This is a genomic window from Amycolatopsis sp. NBC_01488 (genome assembly GCF_036227105.1).
GTDB lineage: Bacteria > Actinomycetota > Actinomycetes > Mycobacteriales > Pseudonocardiaceae > Amycolatopsis.
Window position 1 is genome coordinate 4,279,025 of sequence record NZ_CP109434.1, and the last position, 18,785, is coordinate 4,297,809.

An 18,785-nucleotide genomic window follows, 5' to 3' on the forward strand; every position below is an offset into this window, starting at 1 on the left:
AGAATAGCCACCGGTCGGGCGGGGTTTCGCGGCCGTGGGTGCGGCGACGTTTCGAGCAGGCCCGAAACGTCCCGGGGCCGGTTGACGCCGCCGTCGCGCCGCTGGCACGTTCTGGCCGTACCCCGGCGACGGGGTGGTGCGGGCCGGCTGGGGGTCGGCCTGGCCGTCTGGTCCGAAGTAGACGGTCCGGACCCGGGCGACCACGGTCCGCGCACGGCCCGCCGGCGGCCGGGGCGCTGCCCGGCCCGGCGGCACGGGCGGAAATTCACGGACACCACAGGGTTTTCCGGCCGATCTTGAGGGCACGCTCACCCTCCGCGAAGGTAAAGAGCCGGGCTGTCGAAGCTCACCCTGCGTAGCTGGTGCGTACGGGGGAACCGCCCGGCATTCCTTGACAGCGCCGTGGTGGCCGGAGTTATGTCTGCGTTCTGAATTCCGGGGAAAGTTCCAGGAAATCGTTCTCGGGCCACCGGTACGAATCGAGCCACGCCACCGATGAAAGAAGACGAACCGCTTCGCCGTCGTTCCACCGCGTCGTGGAAACCCGGCACCTGGCGGCTGCGCACGAAGATCTCCGTCGTGCTGTTGCTGCCCGTCCTCGTCGCGCTGCTGCTGGCGGGCGGGCGGGTGCAGGCCGAACTCGCCCAGGCGGGCGCGCTCAGTGCGGTACGGGACCAAATGCCCGTCGTGCAAGGGATCGCCGAGCTCACCGGGCTCGTCGACGACGAGCTGATCCACGACGCCGCGGCCGCGCAGACCGCCGCGGTCGACGCGAAAGCCGCCGCCATCCGCCACGACGCCGAATTCGCGCAGCTCGACCCGGCGCTTTCCCGAGCGCTGGATGATCAATTGGGTAAATTGGCCGGCCTGCGCCAGCAGGACGGTTCCGCCGGTCAGAAAACTCCCGCCTACCACGACTTCGTCGTCAGCCTCAGTGAAATGATCCCCGGCATCGTCGCCCAGGCCGGGAATGCCGATCTCGACGCTTCGGCCGACAGCGTGAAAGCATTGACGCAGCTGAGGGCGACGCTGGCCGGGCAGGAGGTCCCCGACGGACGGTCGGCGGACGCGCTCGCGGCGGCCGTCGCCGAGGAATCGGTGCTCACCGGGCAGATCCGCCGCGCCCTGCCCGCCGGTGCGGTGGCCGCGCGGTTCGCCGCCGCGACCATCCCCGGCGCCGGCGGGCCCGCGGCCAAGCGCGCGGCGCTCGAGGCCATCCTGGCCGACCAGGTGAAAACGCTTTCGGACGCGGTCGGCGCGCGGACCAACGTCACCCGGTCCGACGCGCTGCGCGACACCGCGCTGGTGATCGCGTCGCTGCTCGGTGCCCTCGCCATCGCGCTCGCCGTGGCCCGCTCGGTGGTCGTCCCGATCCGGCGGCTGCACGCGGCCGCGGTCGACACCGCGCGCCGCCGGCTGCCCGGCACCATCGAGCGGATCCGGGAGGGCGAGGACGTCGACTGGCAGGCGACCGAGCGGCTCCCGATCGACTCCGAGGAGGAGATCGGCCAGCTGGCCCGCGCCTTCGACGACATGCACCGGCAGGCGGTGCGGCTGGCCGTCGGCGAGCAGGCCGAGATGCGGATCCAGGTCAGCGAGATGTTCATGACGCTGTCGCGGCGCAGCCAGTCGCTGGTGGAGCTGCAGCTGTCGGTGATCGAGGACCTCGAAACCGACGAACAGGACCCGCAGCGGCTGGCCGAGCTGTTCCAGATCGACCACATCGCCACCCGGCTCCGGCGCAACGGCGAGAACCTGCAGGTCCTGGCGGGTGGACGACCGGTGCGCCGCGACATCGGGCCGGTCGCGACGGTCGAACTGCTGCGGGCCGCGACGTCGGAGGTCAAGGACTACCAGCGGGTCACGCTCGGCAACGCGCCGCGCGGGTCGGTGCAGTCCGAGGCCGCGGCCGACGTCGTGCACATCCTCGCCGAGCTGCTGGAGAACGCGATCCGGTCGTCCCCGCCGGACGAGCCGGTCGTGCTCACCGCCGACCGCGGCTTCGACGGCGGCGTGCTGATCGAGGTCGTCGACGTCGGCCTCGGCATGACCCGCGAAGACCTCGAGGCGGCGAACGCGCGGCTGGCCGCCGGCGCGTCGGTGAGCCCGGAGACCACCCGCCGGATGGGCTTGTTCGTGGTGAGCAGGCTCGCCGCCTCCCACGGGATCACCGTGCGGCTGCGGCCCACGACCACGCGGACCGCGAGCGCCGGCATCACCGCCAGCGTGCACGTCCCCGGCGTGCTGATCCTGGTGGACCTGCCGTCGCGGTCCGCGCTGCCCCCGGCGGTCAACGGCACCGCCCGGCACGAGCTGGAACCCCGGTGGCCGGTCGAGGAGCCGCCCGCCGTCGCGGCGGACACGCCGATGCCCACGCCGATCTTCGACCAGATGCTGTCGCACTGGTTCGCCGAGACGCCCGCGAAACCGGCGCGGCCCGGCGAGTGGGCGACCCCGGCCGACGACGTCCGGCAGGCCGCCGAAGCCGCGGTCGGCACGCTCGACGACCTCGAGCTCACCGATTCGGGCCTGCCGACCCGGCAGCCGGGCGCGCAGCTCGCGCCGGGCTCGGTCGCCCCGCGGCAGCCGCAGCAGCCCGCCGACCCGTCGTTCCGGGACCCGGCCGCGGTGCGGAACAACCTTTCCCGGCACTACAGCGGTATGCGCGCGGCCCGCCACCGGGTCGCGGCCGACCCGAAGGGCCCGTCATGAGCACGCGGCAGGGAGGAGCGGAAGTGGCCGAGGGGTCCCGGAACTGGCTGGTCTCGTCGTTCACGCAGGAGGTGCCCGGCGTCGCGCACGCCGCGCTCGTCTCGGCGGACGGCCTGCTCGTGGCGGCGAACGACACGATGCCGCGCGACCGGGCCGACCAGCTCTCGGCGATCGCGTCCGGCCTCTCGAGCCTCGCGCTCGGCACGGCCGACCTGTTCACCGCGGGCCGGGTCGTGCAGTCGGTCATCGAGATGGAGCAGGGCTTCCTGATGCTGATGAACGTCGGCGACGGCTCGAACCTGGTGGTGCTGGCCAACCCGGGCTGCGACATCGGCCTGGTCGGCTACGAGATGACGCTGCTGGTCGACCGGGTCGGGAAGATGGTCGAGACACCGGCGCGGCCCAGTCTGCACTCCCCGGCCGCCCCGGGGGCGAGCCGGTGACCGAAGGCCGGCGACGCGAAGGCGGGCGGCACGCGGCTTCGCTGGCCCGCCCGTACGCGTGGACCGCCGGCCGCACCCGGCCGACGGTCGACCTGGCGGTGGAAGCCCTCGTCGAGACGACGCCGGAGGGGCGGACGGCGCCCTTCAGCCCGACCAACCCGCTGGCCGCGGTGACGCAGCTGTGCCTGCACCAGCGCTCGGTGGCGGAGGTCGCGGTGCACCTGGGCGTGCCGCTGGGCGTGGCCCGGGTGCTCATCGGCGACCTGCTGGTCGCCGGCCAGGTGTCGATCCGCGACACGCTCACCGCGGACGCCTCCTTCGACGAACGCAACGACCTGCTCGAAAGGGTCCTCAGTGGACTACGTGCACTCTGACAAGCGGATCACCTCGGCCAAGATCGTCGTGGCTGGCGGGTTCGGGGCGGGCAAGACGACGTTCGTCGGCGCCGTCTCCGAGATCGACCCGCTGCGCACCGAAGCCGTGATGACGGCCGCGGCCGTCGGCGTCGACCGGACCGAGGCGGTGCCGGGGAAGTTCGCCACGACGGTGGCGATGGACTTCGGCAGGCTCACCCTCGCCGACGACCTGATCCTCTACGTGTTCGGCACGCCGGGCCAGCACCGGTTCTGGTTCATGTGGGACGACCTGGTCTGCGGCGCGGTGGCGGCGATCGTCCTGGTCGACACGCGCCGGCTGGCGGACTGCTTCGCGTCCATCGACTTCTTCGAGTCGCGCGGGCTGCCGTTCCTGGTCGCGGTCAACGAGTTCCAGGACACCCGCCAGCACCCGCCCGAGCAGGTGCGCGAAGCCCTCAAGATCCCGGCGGAGGTCCAGGTGATCACCTGCGACGCGCGGTCGCCGGAGTCGACGAAGCGGACCCTCATCGCCGCGGCCGAGTACGCGTTGGCCGCGTTGCACGCGCCACGCCTGCTTTCGGGGGGCCCAGGGGGGCTCGTTCCCCGGCCGGGGTCCGGGGTTTGACCCCGGCCGACACAGAAAGCCTGACAGGAGCACGGAAATGACGATGGACCACGACGACTTCGCGATGGGCCACTGGCTCGTCGTGCTGGCCTACCTGACTTCGGTGGTGGGCTGCGCGCTCGGGCTCGCCTGCACGCTGCAGGCGCGGACCACGGACAACGCGCGCACCCGGCTGACCTGGCTCGGACTCGCGGCGCTGTCGATCGGCGGTGTCGGCATCTGGGTCATGCACTTCATCGCGATGCTCGGGTTCTCGACGCCCGGGCTGCCGGTGCGCTACGACATCCTGCGCACGGCGCTGTCGGCGATCCTGTCGGTGGTGGCGGTGTTCTGCGGCCTGCTGGTGTTCGGCGTCCGCAACCGGTTCGCCTGGAAGCGGCTGCTGCTCGGCGGGCTGCTGACCGGGCTCGCGGTGAACGTCATGCACTACACCGGGATGTGGGCGGTCCAGGTCAAGGGCACGATCAGTTACGACCCGACCTTGGTGGCCCTGTCGGTGGTGATCGCGGTCGTCGCGGCGACGGCGGCGCTGTGGTTCACGGTCGGCCTGGACAAGCTCCTGCCCCGCCTGGCAGCCGGCCTGGTGATGGGCGCGGCGGTGACTGGCATGCACTACACGGGCATGGCGGCGGTCCGGCTGCACCTGGACCCGGCGGCGCCGGACCCGTCGGGCGCGGAGGTGTTCTCGTTCCTGTTCCCGGTGTTCGTCCTGGCGGCACTGGCGATGGCGGTCCCGATCTGCGCGGTGTTGATGGCGTCGTCGAGTTCGGAGTCTCCGCGGCACACGACCTTGGTGCCGTGAGGGAGAAACACTGTTCCCCACCCACGACCGGGCCGGTGCCGTCAGTCCGATGTGGACACCGGCACCGGGAAGCGGTCGGCGCTGAAGTGCACCAGGAGGGCCTTCGCCGTCGCGCAGATCTCGTCGCCCGCGCGGAGGGTGGCCGTTGCGTGGAGCTTGCGGCCGTCGCGGTGGTCCAGGCGGCCTACGACGGTCAGCGGGACCGCGTACGGCGTTCCGCGGTGGTAGTCGACCGTCAGCGAGGCCGTCATGCCCGGGAAGCCCGCCGCCGCGGTCGCGCGGCCCAGGACGTGGTCGAGGACCGCCGCCACCCAGCCGCCGTGGACCCGGCCCGGGGGTCCCTCGTGCGCCGGGCCGAGGAGCACCTCGGCCCGGACCTCCGCAGGTCCGATGTGCACCCAGGACAGCGGCGGCGCCAACGGGTTCCCCGGTCCCTCGAGCGGGTTGTTGATGCTCAGGTGGCCGCCGCCTTCGAGCGCGGCCAGCAGCAACGGCGGCGACCCGCCCGCGGCGCGCAGGGCGGTGGTGACCGCTTCGATCCGGCCGGCCGCGGCGGCCAGGCCGGCGTCGTCGGCCACGCACACCGACGCTGCGATCAGCTCGCGGATCCGGTCGGCGAGCAGCGCGCGCCCGGGCGGCACGCCGTCGACGACCGGGAAAGCCGGGCTTTCGGACATTGCGCCCCCAGCACCCTGAAACTAGAACACGTTCCAGTCTACCAGGTCGGCCGGGCCGTGACGCCGCCGTCGACGACGAGGTCGTGCCCGGTGATCCAGGACGCCAGCGGCGACGCCAGGAAGACGCACGCGTTGCCGACGTCGGCCGGCGTCCCCAGCCGGCCCAGCGGGGCGGCTCGCCGCCACCGCTCGACGCCGTCGGGCCAGTCCCGGTCCAGCCCGGCCCGCGAGATCAGCCCGGGCGACACCGTGTTGACGCGGATCCCGCGCGGTCCGTACTCCAGCGCGGCGCCGCGGGCGTGCATCACCAGTGCGGCTTTGGCCGCGCTGTAGTGGACGTGCCCGGGCGCGGGCTGCCGGGCCTCGATCGACGCGACGTGCGTGACGCTGCCGCCGTCGCGCAGCAGCCGAGCGGCTGCTTGGGTGCAGGAGAACGCGCTGGTCAGGGTGCTGTCCAGCATCGCCCGCCAGCGTCGCGCCGACAGGTCCGCGAGGGCTTCGACCGGTTGGACGCCGGCGTTGTTCACGAGCGCGTCGAGCCGCCCGCCCCAGTCCGCGACGGCTTCGAGCAGGGCGTCACAGGCGTCGTCGTCGGTGAGTTCGGCGGCGAACGCGCGCGCCCGGCCGCCCCCGGCCTCGATCGCCGCGACGACGTCGTCGCCCGCACCGGGACGCCGGTGGTGCACGGCCACCGCGCTGCCCGCTTCGGCGAACCGCAGCGCGATCCCGCGGCCGACGGTGCCGCTCGCGCCGGTGACGCAGGTGACCGTGCCGGAGAGGTCGGGCAGGGCCGTTCGGAGGCTCGTCACGCGCAGATCCTAGAGTGCGCCGCTACCTTGTGAGGCATGGCCGACACCCAGCGTTCGAAGTTCTCCGAGCTCCTGCAGGCCCAGATCCGGCACGAGTTCACCGCCGCGCAGCAGTACGTCGCCCTCGCCGTCTGGTTCGACGCGCGCGACCTGCCGAGGCTGGCGAAACGCTTCTACCGCCAGTCGCTCGAGGAGCGCAACCACGCGCTGGCGATGGTCCAGTACCTGCTCGACCGGGGCCAGCCGGTGGCGATCCCGGGCAGCGGCGACGTCCGGAACGACTTCTCGAGCGCGCACGAGGCCATCGAGCTGGCGCTGGAGCAGGAACGGGCGGTGACCGCCGACATCGAGGCGATGGCGCGGGCCGCACGGGCGGAGGAGGACTACCTCGGCGAGCAGTTCGTGGCCTGGTTCCTCAAGGAGCAGGTCGAGGAGGTCTCGCAGATGTCCACGCTGCTCACGGTCGTCGAGCGCGCCGCGGACAACCTCTTCGAGGTCGAGAACCACCTGTACCGCGAGGCGGCCACGGGCGTCGAGGACGCGCCGGACATGCCGCCGGTCGCGGGCGGGAAGCTCTGACGCCGCTCAGCGCGTGAGGTCCGCCCCGAGCTGCCGGGCGGCGACGGCGTGGGCGTGCAGCTCCACCAGCGGCGGAACGAGACTTCCGGACAGCCCCGCACCGACGGCACCCACGGGTCGGGCCGTGAGGTGTCCTTCAGGTACACCGGCCGGTCGGCGCCGGGAGCGCGAGTGTCGGTGTCGTCCTCATCCGATGAACGTCACTTCGGGGTAGGCGCGCGAAGGGGCCGCCAGCAGCGGCTGGGGCCGGCACCGCAGCTCCTGGTCGAAGAAAGCGCTCACGTAGTTCCGCGTGATCGCCAGCGCGCGGCCGGCGTCGATGTGCGCGCCGATGTCGACGCCCAGCTGCGCGGCGAGCACGCCGAGGTCGGTGAACGAGCTGTGCACCGTGCCGGACACCATGAGCCAGCGCTTCCACCCGGTGAGGTGCGTCCAGTCCGTCTCCCAGTCGTCGTACGGGCCCGGCGCGCCCGGGGTGTACTCGTCCATGCTGCCCAGGAACAGGAACGGCCGGGCCAGCCCGGACGCCGGGAGCGGGACGTGGATGCTGCCGTCGATGTCGGCCCCGGCCCGGATGCGCGGGTCGGCCAGCATCGCCTGCGTCGTGACGGCGCCGCCCGCGGAGTGCCCGGTCATGCCGATCCGCGCCGGGTCGATCAGCGCGCCCCACTTCTTCGAGCGCAGCAGCGAGTCGAGCACGAACGACGTGTCCTTCGACCGCACCTGCGCGACCTTCTCCCAGATGCCCGGCTGGTCGTCGACTTCGCAGGCGGCGCAGCCGGTGACGTGGCCGTCGGGGAACGTGGTGGCGCGGTTCTCGTAGGTGTGGTCGATCGCCGCGACGGCGTAACCGCGGCTGGCGAGGTCCTCGGCCAGCGCCGTCAGCGTGGCGCGCGGCTCCGTCCAGCCCGGCGACAGCACGACCAGGGGCAGGCCGTGCCACCGCCCGGCCGGTTTCGCGTCGACGACGGCGTTCGTCCGGACGGTGCTCAGGACGTCCAAGGGCAGCCCCGGGATGTTGTCCCGTTCGAGGTTGCGCTCGGACTCCAGCGGCGTCATGTACTGCTTCTTGGGCCCGTTCGCCGAGGTCGCCGGGTAGAAGACGGAGACCATCAGCTCCCGGTAGGGCACCGACGGCACCCACGGGTCGGGCCGCGAACTGTCCACAAGGGACACTGAGGTGACGCCGACGGGCTCGTGGCCGGTCGGACGGGGCAGGGAGGGCGTCGTGGCCGCCGAAACGGCGGGCGACGCGGACAGGGCGAGGGTCAGAGCGGTGGCGACCGCGAGAGTGCGCATGATTCCCCCAGGAATCGAGTCAGGAAAGGTGCCGGAGGCGGCGGAAGCAGAACCAGGTGAGCAGGGCGGTCATCGCGAGGTAGAGCGCGAGTTCGAGCCACTGCAGCGGCCAGAACCGCGAGCCGGGCTGGTAGGTCAGGCGCTGCTGGTAGCCGTGCGCGCCCAGCTGCCCCATGCACTGCTCGAGGGAGCCGCGTGCCGGCGGCCCGCCGCCCGGCCTCGGCAGGCAGTTCTGCACGAAGTTCGGCAGCGGGGAGGCCACGTTCCCGTTCGGGTCGACGGTTTCGTTCGCCAGCACCCACGCGCCGGCCGGGTTCCGCACCCCGATCTCCTGCACGGTGCCGGTTCCGTCGCCGGTGATGTTCGTGATGTCCTTGCTGACGATCGGGATCGTCGTCTGCACCGGCGGCAGCAGGTACGGCCGCACGAAGTCCGGCACCAGGAGCAGCACGGCGGCGAGCACGACGAGCGTGACGGCCATGGCGGCCACCGTCCGCTTCAGCAGCATCCCGACCGCGACGCCGAGCGCGAGGGCGAAGGCCGCGTAGCCGATCGGGACGATGCCGCGCGCGCCGAACACCACCGGGGCGATGCGCGAGAGCATCCCGCGATCGGTCTGCTGCGCCGCGAGCGCGTCGATCGGGCTCGCCCACCACGACACCGCCCAGCCGAGCAGGCCGGCCGCGACCATCGCGGCCGGCAGGCCGAACCCGAGCTTGGTGGTGAGCCACCGCTTGCGGGTGACGGTCTGGTTCCACACCAGGCTGTGCGTGCCGCTCTCCAGCTCGCGCGTGATCATCGGGACGCCCCAGAACACGCCGATCGCCGCGGGCAGCAGGTAGAGCACCAGGATCGTCCCGCCGAAGAGGGTGTCCTGGTCGGAGAAGTCCGTGCGCCCGACCAGCTCCGGCCCGGTGATCGCGAGCACGACGCCGATCACGACCAGCGCGGCGAACACGGACAACGCGGGAATGCGGAACTGGCGCCAAGTCAGCCAGGTCATCTCAGGACCTCCAGGGCGGGGCGGGCGGCGGCGGGGTTGCTCATGTACTCGAGGACGAGGTCCTCGAGGCCGATCTGCGCGACCGTCCACGCGGGATCGAGGATGGGCGCCTCGGTGCGGACGAGCACGGTGGTCTGCCGGTCGGTGTGCGTCGCGGAGACGACGTGCTGCTCAGAAGGCAGCGAATCGAGCTCGCGGCGCGGCCCGGAGAGCCGGTGGTGCGTGGCGAGCAGCTCTTCGACGTCGCCCATCACCCGGACCTGGGAGTCCACCAGCACGACGAGGTGGTCACAGACCCGTTCGAGGTCGTTGACCAGGTGCGAGGACATCACCACGGACAGCCCGTGCTCGGCGACGGCCTCCATCAGGTCCTGCAGGAACTCCCGGCGCGCCAACGGGTCCAGCGCGGCGACCGGCTCGTCGAGCAGCAGCAGCTCGGGGCGCTTGGCGATGCCGAGGGTGAGCGCGAGCTGCGCGCGCTGGCCGCCGGACAGCTTCCCGGCGTGCTGCTTCGGGTCGAGCCCCAGCCGTTCGACGCGCTTGGTGGCGAGCGAGTCGTCCCACCGCGGGTTGAGGTGCGCGCCGAGCCGCAGGTGCTCTTCGATGGTGAGGCCGGTGTAGACGGGCGTGCTCTGGGCGACGTAGCCGACCTTCGCCAGCTGGTCCGGGCCGCTGCCCGGCACCCCGCCGCAGACCTCGATGCTGCCGGTCGTCGGCTCCAGCATGCCGGAGGCGATGTTCAGCAGCGTGGACTTGCCGGCGCCGTTGGGGCCGACGAGCCCGGTCACGTGGCCGGCCTCGATTTCGAGCGTGCAGCCGGTCAGCGCCCACTTGCGCTGGTACTTCTTGCCCAGTCCCTGGGCACGCAGGACGGTCACGCTATGTCCTCTCTGGCGGAGTCGCGAAACGTGGACATCAGCAGGGCCTCGATGCTCTCTTCGTCGAGGCCGGCCTGGCGCGCCTTGCCGAGCCAGCGGCGCAGGTCCTGCCGCAGCGGCCCGAGCACGGCGAAGGAGGCGGCGCCGTTCAGCGTCGCGGTCACGAAGGTGCCGACGCCGGGCCGCGCCGAGACGAGGCCGTCGTGCTCCAGTTCGCGGTAGGCCTTGAGCACGGTGTTCGGGTTGATCGCGAGGGCGGCGACCACGTCCTTGACCTTCGGGAGCTGGTCTCCCTTTTCGAGCAGGCCCAGCCGGAGGGCGTGCCGTACCTGCTGGACCAGCTGCTGGTACGGCGACAGCCCGGACCGGGCGTCGAGGTGGAACTCGATCATCGGCAACTCCATTTATCTAGTTACCTATCACTATAGCTAAAAGGGAGAACTCAGCGCCAGAGATCTTTTCGGGAACCTTCCGCGGTCGTTCCGCGAAGGACGGGTGGAACCTCGGCGGCCGCCCCGCGTCTGCAGAGGTGATCGTTTTCCTCGACGAAAGGGTTCTTCGTGCGTCGATTTCCTGGGGGAGGCATCGTGCGTGGCGTGGTCGTCGCGCTCGGCGTCTCGCTGGCCGTCGTGGCCGGGCCGGCCGTGGCTTCGGCCTCCATCGACAGCGTGCCGGCACCGAAGCTCGGCTGGACCGACTGTGCCGACGGCTTCCAATGCGCCACCGCCTCGGTGCCGCTGGACTACGACCGGCCGTCCGGCGCGAAGATCGACCTCGCGCTGATCAAGCTGCCCGCCACCGATCCCGCCCGCAAGATCGGGACGCTGTTCGTCAACTTCGGCGGCCCGGGCGCGTCCGGCCTGCAACGGCTGCGAGAGCGCGGGAAGTGGCCGTGGCTGTTCTCCGACGAGCTGCGCGCGCGGTTCGACGTCGTCTCGTGGGACCCGCGCGGGATCGGGAACAGCGCCGCCGTCCGGTGCTTCGATTCGCTGGCCGAGCAGGAGTCCTTCTTCGGCTCGTTCCCGGAGATGCCCGGCGACCCGAGCGGCAACGCGGCCTTCTACGCGAAGTCCAAGGAGCTGGCCGACCGGTGCTCGGCGAAGGCCGGCCCGATCCTCGAGCACGTCTCGACGGCCAACACCGCGCGGGACCTGGAGCTGCTGCGCCGCGCCGTCGGTGACGCGAAGCTGACCTACCACGGCATTTCCTACGGGACGCAGCTCGGCGCCACGTACGCCAACCTGTTCCCGGACCGCATCCGCGCCATGGTGTTCGACGGCACGATGGACTTCGCCGGCAACGCCACCGGCCACGACGGCAGCGGCAAGAGCGTCCCGCTGGACACCCGGCAGGACGTCGCCACCGGCATCTCGCAGACGTTCGACCAGTTCCTGCGCCTGTGCACGGAAGCCGGGCCGAAGTGCGCGTTCTCCTCGGGCGACCCGAAGGCGAAGTGGGCTTCGATCACGGCGCGGGCCAAGCAGGCGCCGATCACCGTGGACGGCGAGACGTGGACGTACTCCGGGATCATCAACGCGGCGGGCGACCTGTCCGACTCGCGGGGCTGGCCGGACATCGCTTCGCTGCTGCAGCGCCTGTACGACGCTCCGCCGGTTTCGGCTTTCGCGGCCGCTTCGGAGCCGTACACGTCCAACCGCACCGAAGCCTTCAACGCGATCCAGTGCAGTGACAGCGACGTCCCGACCGACCCGGCGATCTACAGCCGGTACGCGGAATCCGAGGACCAGCGGGTCCCGTACTTCGGCCGGATCGCGGTGCTGGACATGATGAGCTGCGCGTTCTGGCAGGCGAAGGACACGGATCGCTACACGGGCCCGTGGAACCGCCCGACGTCGGCGGAGATCCTGGTGCTGAACAACCGCCTCGACCCGTCGACCCCGCTGCCCGGCGCCCGCGACGGCGCGGCGGAGCTGGCCCGGGCGCGCGTGTTCGTCACCGAGGGGTACGGGCACTCGTCGATGTACGTGCCGAGCACGTGCACGGAGCAGGTGAAGCGCGACTACCTGATCTCCGGGACGTTCCCGGCGGCGGGCAAGACCTGCGCGATCGACGCGAGCCCGTTCGCGGGCTGAGACCGGCGGCCCGAGGCGGCACTTTCCCGGGAAAGTGCCGCCTCGGCGGGCTTTCACGGGCCTCGCCCGGCTGACCAGGATTCGGCCGTTGGCCCCAGGTCACCGACGGGCCCGGCGGTACCCGGCTCGCTCCAGGAGTGCTGCGAAACCCTCGTCCGGTGGCCCGCACACCGCGCTTCGGCGCCCGAGTTCCCGCGGGTGCCACCGTCGGCGCGTTCGTGCGGGTCACGGCGTCCACTGTGCCGGAACGGCCCTGCCCCGCCAGGGTGACCCCCGACTTGACAGGCGGGCCGCTCGTCTCGCACTATGCGAACAAGTGTTCGATAACTTTCTCCTGGGTTCGCCCGCGCTTCGCGGCGTGGGTGTCTCCGGTGCGAGTACGTGGTGCTGGAGGTGAGCGGTGGTGGCGGTGCCGGAGGCGCTGGCCGGGCTCACGGCGATCCCGGGCGTCCGCACGGCCGCGGAGCTGAGCTCGGATTCGGTGCTGGCGGTGCTGCCGCCGTTGGCGCGGTTGCTGCCGGAGGGCGGGTTGCGCCGGGGCAGCACGATCGCGGTGGGCGGCGCGACATCACTGGTGCTGGCCCTGCTGGCGGCGGCCACCCGCGACGGCTCGTGGGCGGCGGTGGCGGCCCTGCCGGAGCTGGGCCTGGCCGCGGCGGCGGAGTTCGGCGTCGACCTGGACCGGATCGCGCTGGTGCCGCACCCGGGCGCGGAGCTGCCGGGCGTGCTGTCGGCCCTGGTGGACGGCTTCGACCTGGTGGTGCTCGGCCCGGTCGCGGTCGAGCCGCAGCTGGCTCGGAGGCTGGCGGGCCGGGTGCGCAACCGGGGCACGGTGCTGCTGACGGTGGGCCCGTGGCCGGGCGCGGACGTGGAGTTACGGGTGTCGGGACGTCGCTGGCGCGGCTTGACGGCGGATGGGCACGGCCACCTCCGAGCGCGCGACGTGGTGGCGACGAGCCGAGGCCGCGGAGCGGCGGCGAGGCCGTTGTCGGTGCAGCTGCAGCTGCCAGGACCGGGCGGGAGCTTGGCACCGGGTGAGCCACCGGAGCGGCGGTTGGCCGGGGTGGCCGGGTGAGCTTCGGTGCCGCGGGGGCCAGGGTTCACGTGGTGGCCGGGGTGTCGGGGTTTGTTCTTGCCGGCCGGGTGTTTTGCTGGCTGCGCGAGGAATCGTGGTTGTCGCGCCGCCCGCGTGATGACCGGCGACCGGCTGGGCTGCCCGGACGAGTGACGCTCGAGAGTTGTGCGAGCTTGCCGTGTGTTCTGCCGTGATCGCGCGCGCGGCCGGCCCGTGTTCTGCTGTGACTCATCCGGGGCCGCGCGATGAGCGGGCACCGAAGGCCGTCGATCCCGGGCCGGTGCTTTGCCGTGGCCGCACCATGAACCGGTCCCTCGAGCCGCTGGTCACGGCTGCGGGATGAGCGGTTCACCACGGCTGCTCGTGCTGTGGTGCCCGGACTGGCCGGTCGTCGCCGCCGGGGCCGTGGCCGGCACTTCGCCGCTTGCTGCCGCTGCCGTCTTCTCCGGCAACCGCGTCGTCGCCTGCTCTGCCGAAGCGCGCCGCAACGGGGTCGGGCGGGGGATGCGGCGGCGCGACGCTCAGTCCCGGTGCCCGGAACTCGTTGTGCACCAGCACGATCCGGACCGCGACGCCCGGCTCTTCGAACCCGTCGCCGCCGCGGTCGAAGCGCAGGCCGTCGGGGTCGAGGTCGTGCGGCCCGGGATCGTCGCCGTGCCCGTCACCGGGGCCGCCGGGTACTTCGGCGGCGAAGAAGCCCTCGGCGAGCTGCTCGTCAACGAGGTCGAAGCCCAAGCCGGCGTCGAATGCCAGGTCGGGATCGCCGACGGCCTCTTCGCCGCGACCCTCGCCGCCCGCCGCTCGGCCTTCGTCCCGCCCGGCGGCACCCCGGCCTTCCTCGCGCCCCTTTCGATCGCCGAGCTGAACCAGCCCGGCGACGACCGCGGCGAGCTCGTCGACACGCTCCGCCGCCTCGGCCTGCGCACCCTCGGCGCGTTCGCCGGCCTGGCCGAACGCGACGTCGCCGGCCGCTTCCCGAAGGACGCCGTCACCGCCCACCGCCTCGCCCGCGGCCTCGCCGAACGGCCGCCGCTGCGCCGCGCCCTCCCGCCGGACCTGGCCGTCACCGAAGAGTTCGACGATCCTCTCAAGAGAGTCGACGAAGCCGCGTTCGTCGCGAAGACCCTCGGCGAACGCTTCTTCGCCGGCCTCGCCCACCACGGCCTCGCCTGCACGCGGCTGGCCATCGTCGCCGTCACCGAAGCGGGCGAAGAACGCGTGCGCGTCTGGCGTTGCGCCGAACCCCTGACCGCCCGCGCGACGGCGGACCGCGTGCGCTGGCAGTGCGAAGGCTGGCTCACCACCCGGGACCGGCCCACCGCCGGGATCGTCCGGCTGCGCCTCGACCCCGAGGAGGTCGTCGGCGGGCAGGCGCTGCAGCTGCAGCTCGGATCGATGGGCCGCGACGCCGACGCCGCCGAGCGTGCCGGCCGTGCCCTGGTCCGCATCCAGGGCCTCCTCGGGCCCGACGCCGTGGTCACGCCGCTGCTCGACGGCGGCCGCGGGCCGGCCGAGCGCGTCCGCCTGGTCCCGTGGGGCGAGCCGCGGCGCCCGGCGGTCGAGGACCGGCCGTGGCCCGGGCGCCTGCCCGCACCGTCGCCGGCCCGGGTGGCACCCCGTCCACCGGCGGCCCTGGTGCTCGACGCGCTGGGCGACGAGGTCCGCTGCACCGAACGCGGCGAGCTCACCTACCCACCGGCGACGGTCGCGGTCGACGGCGGCCCGTCCCGCCGGGTCCTCGGCGCGGCGGGGCCGTGGGTCGTGCATTCGCCGTCGCCCGCGAAGCGCGGGGCGAGGGCGCGGATCCAGGTGGTGCTGGAAGGCGAGCACGACGATCTCGCGTTGCTGCTCCGGGTCACCGTCGGACTGGATCCACAGTGGACGGTCGAGGGCGTCTACGACTGACCGTCCTTTGTGATCGAGGTGACTCCGAGTTGACACCGGGCGCTGCCCGGCTCAGGATCGACCCAGGTACTCGCACGTGTGTTCGAACAGTAGTCGCTGGCTTCCCCACAGCGAACTTCCTTGTGGGGAGCGGAGTCTTGGCGTTCAACAATCCGGGTGTGCCGTGGTCCGAAGTGGAGCGGATCGCCTCCGGGCGGCCGCCCGTGCCCGGCGACGGCAACGATGCCCCGGCGTGGTCGCGCAAGCGCGAAGGGTATGCCGGGGCGCCGGAAGACCTCCGCGACCGCAAGAGCCGGGACGACGGCGGCGACCGGATCCGTGCCCCCTACGCCGAGCTGCACGTCCACTCCAACTTCAGCTTCCTCGACGGCGCGAGCCACCCCGAGACGCTCGTCGAGGAGGCCGCGCGGCTCGAGCTGGACGCTCTCGTCCTCACCGACCACGACGGCCTCTACGGCGCGGTCCGGTTCAACGACGCCGCCCGGGAACTCGGCGTCCGCGTCGGGTTCGGGGCCGAGCTTTCGCTCGACCTGCCCGCGCCGCAGGCCGGCGAACCCGACCCGGACGGGACGCACCTGCTGGTGCTCGCCCGGCAGCAGGAGGGCTACCACCGGCTCTGCAAGGTCATCTCCCACGCGCAGATCGCCGGTGGCGAGAAGGGTCGTCCGGTCTACGACCTCGAGGAACTGGTCGACGAGCTGGCCGGGCACGTCGTCGTGCTCACCGGCTGCCGGAAGGGGCCCGTCCGGCGGGCGCTCGCCGAGCACGGGCCCGCCGCCGCGCGGGCCGAGCTCGGGCGGCTCGCCGACTGGTTCGGGCACCGGCACGTGGCCGTCGAGCTGATCGACCACCGCCTGCCCCTCGACGACGCGGCCAACGACCACCTCGCCGAAATGGCGGGGGAGCTGCGCCTGCCGACCGTCGTCTCGAACAACGCGCACTACGCCCGGCCGGAGGACGCCGTCGTCGCGGACATGGTCGCCGCCGTCCGGGCGCGGCGCTCGGCCGAGGACCTGGAGGGCTGGCGGCCGCCGTCGGGGCAGGCGTTCCTGCGGTCCGGGATGGAGCAGCGGCGCCGCTTCGAGCGTCGCTACCCCGGCGCCGTCGGACGGGCCGCCGTCCTCGGCGTCGAGGTCGCGTTCGACCTGAAGCTCGTCGCCCCCGACCTCCCGCCGTTCCCGGTGCCGCCCGGCCACGACGAAATGTCGTTCCTCAGCGAGCTGACCTGGCGCGGCGCCGCGAAACGCTACGGCTCGCGCGAGGAGAACCCGAAGGCCTACGCCCAGCTCGACCACGAGCTCGCCATCGTCGAGAAGCTCCATTTTCCCGGCTACTTCCTGGTGGTGTGGGACATCGTCCGGTTCTGCAAGGAGGCGGACATCCTCTGCCAGGGCCGCGGCTCCGCGGCGAACTCCGCGGTCTGCTACGCCCTGGAAATCTGCCACGCCGACCCGGTGAAGTGGAACCTGCTGTTCGAGCGCTTCCTCGCCCCGGAACGCGACGGGCCGCCGGACATCGACATCGACATCGAGTCCGACCGCCGCGAGGAGGCCATCCAGTACGTCTACGAAAAGCACGGCCGCTTCCACGCCGCGCAGGTCGCCAACGTGATCACCTACCGGGCGCCGTCCGCGATCCGCGACGCCGCGAAAGCCCTCGGTCACAGTCCGGGGCAGCAGGACGCCTACAGCAAGCTCGTGGATCGTTGGGGTGGCGGCACGAAACAGCAGACGGCCGGCGACATCCCCGCCGACGTCCTCGACCTGGCCGGCCGGATCGAGGACTTCCCGCGCCACCTCGGCATCCACTCCGGTGGCATGGTCATCTCGAAGCAACCGGTGTCCGAAGTGGTCCCGGTCGAGTGGGCGACGATGGCCGACCGCAGCGTCCTGCAGTGGGACAAGGACGACTGCGCGACCGTCGGCCTGGTCAAGTTCGACCTGCTGGGCCTGGGCATGCTGTCCGCGCTGCACTACATGATCGACCTCGTCGCCGAACACCACGACGCCGTCGTCGACATCGGAAAACTCGACCTCGCCGACCCCAAGGTCTACGACATGCTCTGCGAAGCCGACGCGGTCGGGGTGTTCCAGGTCGAGTCCCGCGCGCAGCTCGCCACGCTGCCGCGGCTGCGCCCGCGGGAGTTCTACGACCTCGTCGTCGAAGTCGCGCTGATCCGGCCCGGCCCGATCCAGGGCGGCTCGGTGCACCCCTACATCCGGCGGCGCCGCAAAGAAGAGAAATGGCAGCACGCCCACCCGCTGCTGGCGTCCAGTTTGGACCGGACGCTCGGCGTGCCGCTGTTCCAGGAGCAGGTGATGCAGATGGCCGTCGACGTCGCGAGCTTCACCCCGGCCGAAGCCGACCAGCTGCGCCGCGCCATGGGCGCCAAGCGGTCCAGCGCGAAGATGCAGGCGCTGATGGCGCGGTTCTTCGCCGGCTGCGAAGCCAACGGCCTCGACCGCGAGCTGGCGACGCGGATCTTCGAGCAGATCCACGCCTTCTCCGGCTACGGCTTCCCCGAAGCGCACTCGATGTCGTTCGCGCTGCTCGTCTACGCGTCGGCGTGGTTCAAGCGCTACTACCCGGCCGCGTTCTGCGCCGGCCTGTTGCGCGCGCAGCCGATGGGCTTCTACAGCCCGCAGTCCCTGGTCGCCGACGCCCGCCGCCACGGCGTCCGCGTCCGCGAACCCGACATCAACGCGAGCCTCGCGCACGCCACCCTCGAACCCGACGCCGAAAGCACCGGCGGTGTCGCGCTCCGCCTGGGCCTCGCCGGGGTCCGGCACCTCGGCGACGACACCGCGGCGACGATCGTCGCCGAGCGCGACGCGAACGGTCCGTACGCGGGCGTCGGCGACCTCACCCGCCGCGTCCAGCTGAAGAAGAACGCCGTCGAAGCGCTGGCCACCGCGGGCGCGTTCGGCGGCGACCGGCGCCAGGACCTGTGGGCCGCCGGAGCCGCGGCGGCCACCCGGCCCGGGCACCTGCCCGGCCTGGCCCCGGGCCTCGACGCGCCCGCGCTGCCGGGCATGACGCGGCTGGAGGTCACCGCCGCGGACCTGTGGGCCACCGGCGTCTCGCCGGACAGCCACCCCGTCGAGTACCTGCGTGCGCTGCTCACCGCGCGCGGCGCGATCACCACGGCCGAGCTGGCGCGGGTCGAAGACGGGACGCGGGTGTGGGTCGGCGGCGCGGTCACCCACCGGCAGCGCCCGGCCACCGCCGGCGGGATCACGTTCCTCAACCTCGAGGACGAGACCGGCATGGCGAACGTCCTCGTCTCGCCCGGCCTGTGGCAGCGGCAGCGCCTGGTCGCCCGCACCAGCGCCGCGCTGTTGATCCGCGGGCAGGTGCAGGCCGCCGAGGGCGTCGTCACGCTCGTCGCGGACCGCCTCGAACGCCTCGACCTGTCCATGCGGCCGGGGCCGTCGCGGGACTTCCGTTGACTTCCGGGCCGCGCACTGGTTCTCTGCTCTGAGAGCGCTCTCAGCCATCCGTACGTCTCGACGAGTGAGGATGGACATCC

General features: G+C 72.5%; 16 protein-coding genes. 10 read left to right on the plus strand and 6 right to left on the minus strand.

The window, feature by feature from the left end; all coding sequences use genetic code 11:
- Positions 1 to 495 precede the first annotated feature (495 nt).
- Genes OG738_RS20790 through OG738_RS20810 form a run of 5 tightly spaced genes read left to right on the plus strand, consistent with a single transcriptional unit; the run spans position 496 to position 4,938 of the window.
- Complete coding sequence (locus tag OG738_RS20790) at positions 496 to 2,712, plus strand: HAMP domain-containing sensor histidine kinase (RefSeq protein ID WP_329056057.1); 2,217 nt, start codon at positions 496 to 498, stop codon at positions 2,710 to 2,712.
- A complete protein-coding gene (locus tag OG738_RS20795) occupies positions 2,709 to 3,155 on the plus strand; it encodes a roadblock/LC7 domain-containing protein (protein ID WP_329056058.1) in 447 nt (148 codons plus the stop codon). The genes OG738_RS20790 and OG738_RS20795 overlap by 4 nt, the downstream gene beginning before the upstream one ends.
- The gene (locus OG738_RS20800; protein ID WP_329056059.1) at positions 3,152 to 3,529 is read left to right on the plus strand and encodes a DUF742 domain-containing protein; all 378 of its coding nucleotides are present in this window, start codon (positions 3,152 to 3,154) and stop codon (positions 3,527 to 3,529) included. Before OG738_RS20795 ends, OG738_RS20800 begins: the two co-directional genes overlap by 4 nt.
- Entirely contained in the window at positions 3,510 to 4,136 is a 627-nt protein-coding gene (locus OG738_RS20805; protein WP_329056060.1) for a GTP-binding protein, read from the plus strand. The genes OG738_RS20800 and OG738_RS20805 overlap by 20 nt, the downstream gene beginning before the upstream one ends.
- Positions 4,137 to 4,179: 43 nt before the next feature.
- Positions 4,180 to 4,938, plus strand: a complete 759-nt coding sequence (locus OG738_RS20810) for an MHYT domain-containing protein (protein WP_329056777.1) — start codon at positions 4,180 to 4,182, stop codon at positions 4,936 to 4,938.
- A gap of 41 nt (positions 4,939 to 4,979) precedes the next feature.
- Here the strand turns inward: OG738_RS20810 and OG738_RS20815 are convergent, their stop codons facing one another.
- Positions 4,980 to 5,615 carry a PaaI family thioesterase gene (locus OG738_RS20815; RefSeq protein WP_329056061.1) on the minus strand — a complete coding sequence of 212 codons (636 nt, stop codon included), beginning with the start codon at positions 5,613 to 5,615 and terminating at the stop codon, positions 4,980 to 4,982.
- A gap of 38 nt (positions 5,616 to 5,653) precedes the next feature.
- Positions 5,654 to 6,403, minus strand: a complete 750-nt coding sequence (locus tag OG738_RS20820) for an SDR family NAD(P)-dependent oxidoreductase (protein WP_329056778.1) — start codon at positions 6,401 to 6,403, stop codon at positions 5,654 to 5,656.
- A gap of 57 nt (positions 6,404 to 6,460) precedes the next feature.
- Here OG738_RS20820 and OG738_RS20825 point away from each other — a divergent pair, with 57 nt between their 5' ends.
- Complete coding sequence (locus OG738_RS20825; protein ID WP_329056062.1) at positions 6,461 to 7,003, plus strand: ferritin; 543 nt, start codon at positions 6,461 to 6,463, stop codon at positions 7,001 to 7,003.
- Positions 7,004 to 7,189: 186 nt separating this feature from the next.
- On the opposite strand, the gene OG738_RS20830 is transcribed toward OG738_RS20825, so the two are convergent.
- The 4 genes from OG738_RS20830 to OG738_RS20845 are packed head-to-tail and all read right to left on the minus strand — an operon-like array spanning position 7,190 to position 10,575.
- Positions 7,190 to 8,302, minus strand: coding sequence for an alpha/beta hydrolase family protein (locus OG738_RS20830; RefSeq protein WP_329056063.1), 1,113 nt, complete (start codon positions 8,300 to 8,302; stop codon positions 7,190 to 7,192).
- A 19-nt stretch (positions 8,303 to 8,321) separates the two neighbouring features.
- Positions 8,322 to 9,305 (minus strand): transporter, encoded by a 984-nt coding sequence (locus OG738_RS20835; protein ID WP_329056064.1) that lies wholly within the window; start codon positions 9,303 to 9,305, stop codon positions 8,322 to 8,324.
- Positions 9,302 to 10,183, minus strand: a complete 882-nt coding sequence (locus tag OG738_RS20840) for an ABC transporter ATP-binding protein (RefSeq protein ID WP_329056065.1) — start codon at positions 10,181 to 10,183, stop codon at positions 9,302 to 9,304. Before OG738_RS20840 ends, OG738_RS20835 begins: the two co-directional genes overlap by 4 nt.
- Positions 10,180 to 10,575 carry a GntR family transcriptional regulator gene (locus OG738_RS20845; RefSeq protein WP_329056066.1) on the minus strand — a complete coding sequence of 132 codons (396 nt, stop codon included), beginning with the start codon at positions 10,573 to 10,575 and terminating at the stop codon, positions 10,180 to 10,182. The genes OG738_RS20840 and OG738_RS20845 overlap by 4 nt, the downstream gene beginning before the upstream one ends.
- A gap of 195 nt (positions 10,576 to 10,770) precedes the next feature.
- On the opposite strand from OG738_RS20845, the gene OG738_RS20850 reads away from it, so the two are divergent.
- The 4 genes from OG738_RS20850 to OG738_RS20865 all read left to right on the plus strand — a co-directional run bounded on the left by OG738_RS20850 (position 10,771) and on the right by OG738_RS20865 (position 18,705).
- Positions 10,771 to 12,276: an alpha/beta hydrolase gene (locus OG738_RS20850; RefSeq protein WP_329056067.1), complete on the plus strand. Its 1,506-nt coding sequence runs from the start codon at positions 10,771 to 10,773 to the stop codon at positions 12,274 to 12,276.
- 403 nt (positions 12,277 to 12,679) lie between these two features.
- Positions 12,680 to 13,351, plus strand: coding sequence for a hypothetical protein (locus OG738_RS20855; protein ID WP_329056068.1), 672 nt, complete (start codon positions 12,680 to 12,682; stop codon positions 13,349 to 13,351).
- A gap of 339 nt (positions 13,352 to 13,690) precedes the next feature.
- On the plus strand, positions 13,691 to 15,256 hold the full coding sequence (locus OG738_RS20860; RefSeq protein WP_329056069.1) for a DNA polymerase Y family protein: 1,566 nt from the start codon (positions 13,691 to 13,693) through the stop codon (positions 15,254 to 15,256).
- A gap of 137 nt (positions 15,257 to 15,393) precedes the next feature.
- Positions 15,394 to 18,705, plus strand: a complete 3,312-nt coding sequence (locus tag OG738_RS20865) for an error-prone DNA polymerase (RefSeq protein WP_329056070.1) — start codon at positions 15,394 to 15,396, stop codon at positions 18,703 to 18,705.
- Positions 18,706 to 18,785: the final 80 nt, after the last annotated feature.

What these genes read in the sequence shown, in the direction of transcription:
- OG738_RS20790 (WP_329056057.1), top strand. Translation starts at nt 496, where the DNA reads ATGAAAGAAGACGAACCGCTTCGCCGTCGTTCCACCGCGTCGTGGAAA.
- OG738_RS20795 (WP_329056058.1), top strand. Translation starts at nt 2,709, where the DNA reads ATGAGCACGCGGCAGGGAGGAGCGGAAGTGGCCGAGGGGTCCCGGAAC.
- OG738_RS20810 (WP_329056777.1), top strand. Translation starts at nt 4,180, where the DNA reads ATGGACCACGACGACTTCGCGATGGGCCACTGGCTCGTCGTGCTGGCC.
- OG738_RS20815 (WP_329056061.1), bottom strand. Translation starts at nt 5,615, where the DNA reads ATGTCCGAAAGCCCGGCTTTCCCGGTCGTCGACGGCGTGCCGCCCGGG.
- OG738_RS20825 (WP_329056062.1), top strand. Translation starts at nt 6,461, where the DNA reads ATGGCCGACACCCAGCGTTCGAAGTTCTCCGAGCTCCTGCAGGCCCAG.
- OG738_RS20830 (WP_329056063.1), bottom strand. Translation starts at nt 8,302, where the DNA reads ATGCGCACTCTCGCGGTCGCCACCGCTCTGACCCTCGCCCTGTCCGCG.
- OG738_RS20835 (WP_329056064.1), bottom strand. Translation starts at nt 9,305, where the DNA reads ATGACCTGGCTGACTTGGCGCCAGTTCCGCATTCCCGCGTTGTCCGTG.
- OG738_RS20845 (WP_329056066.1), bottom strand. Translation starts at nt 10,575, where the DNA reads ATGATCGAGTTCCACCTCGACGCCCGGTCCGGGCTGTCGCCGTACCAG.
- OG738_RS20860 (WP_329056069.1), top strand. Translation starts at nt 13,691, where the DNA reads ATGAGCGGTTCACCACGGCTGCTCGTGCTGTGGTGCCCGGACTGGCCG.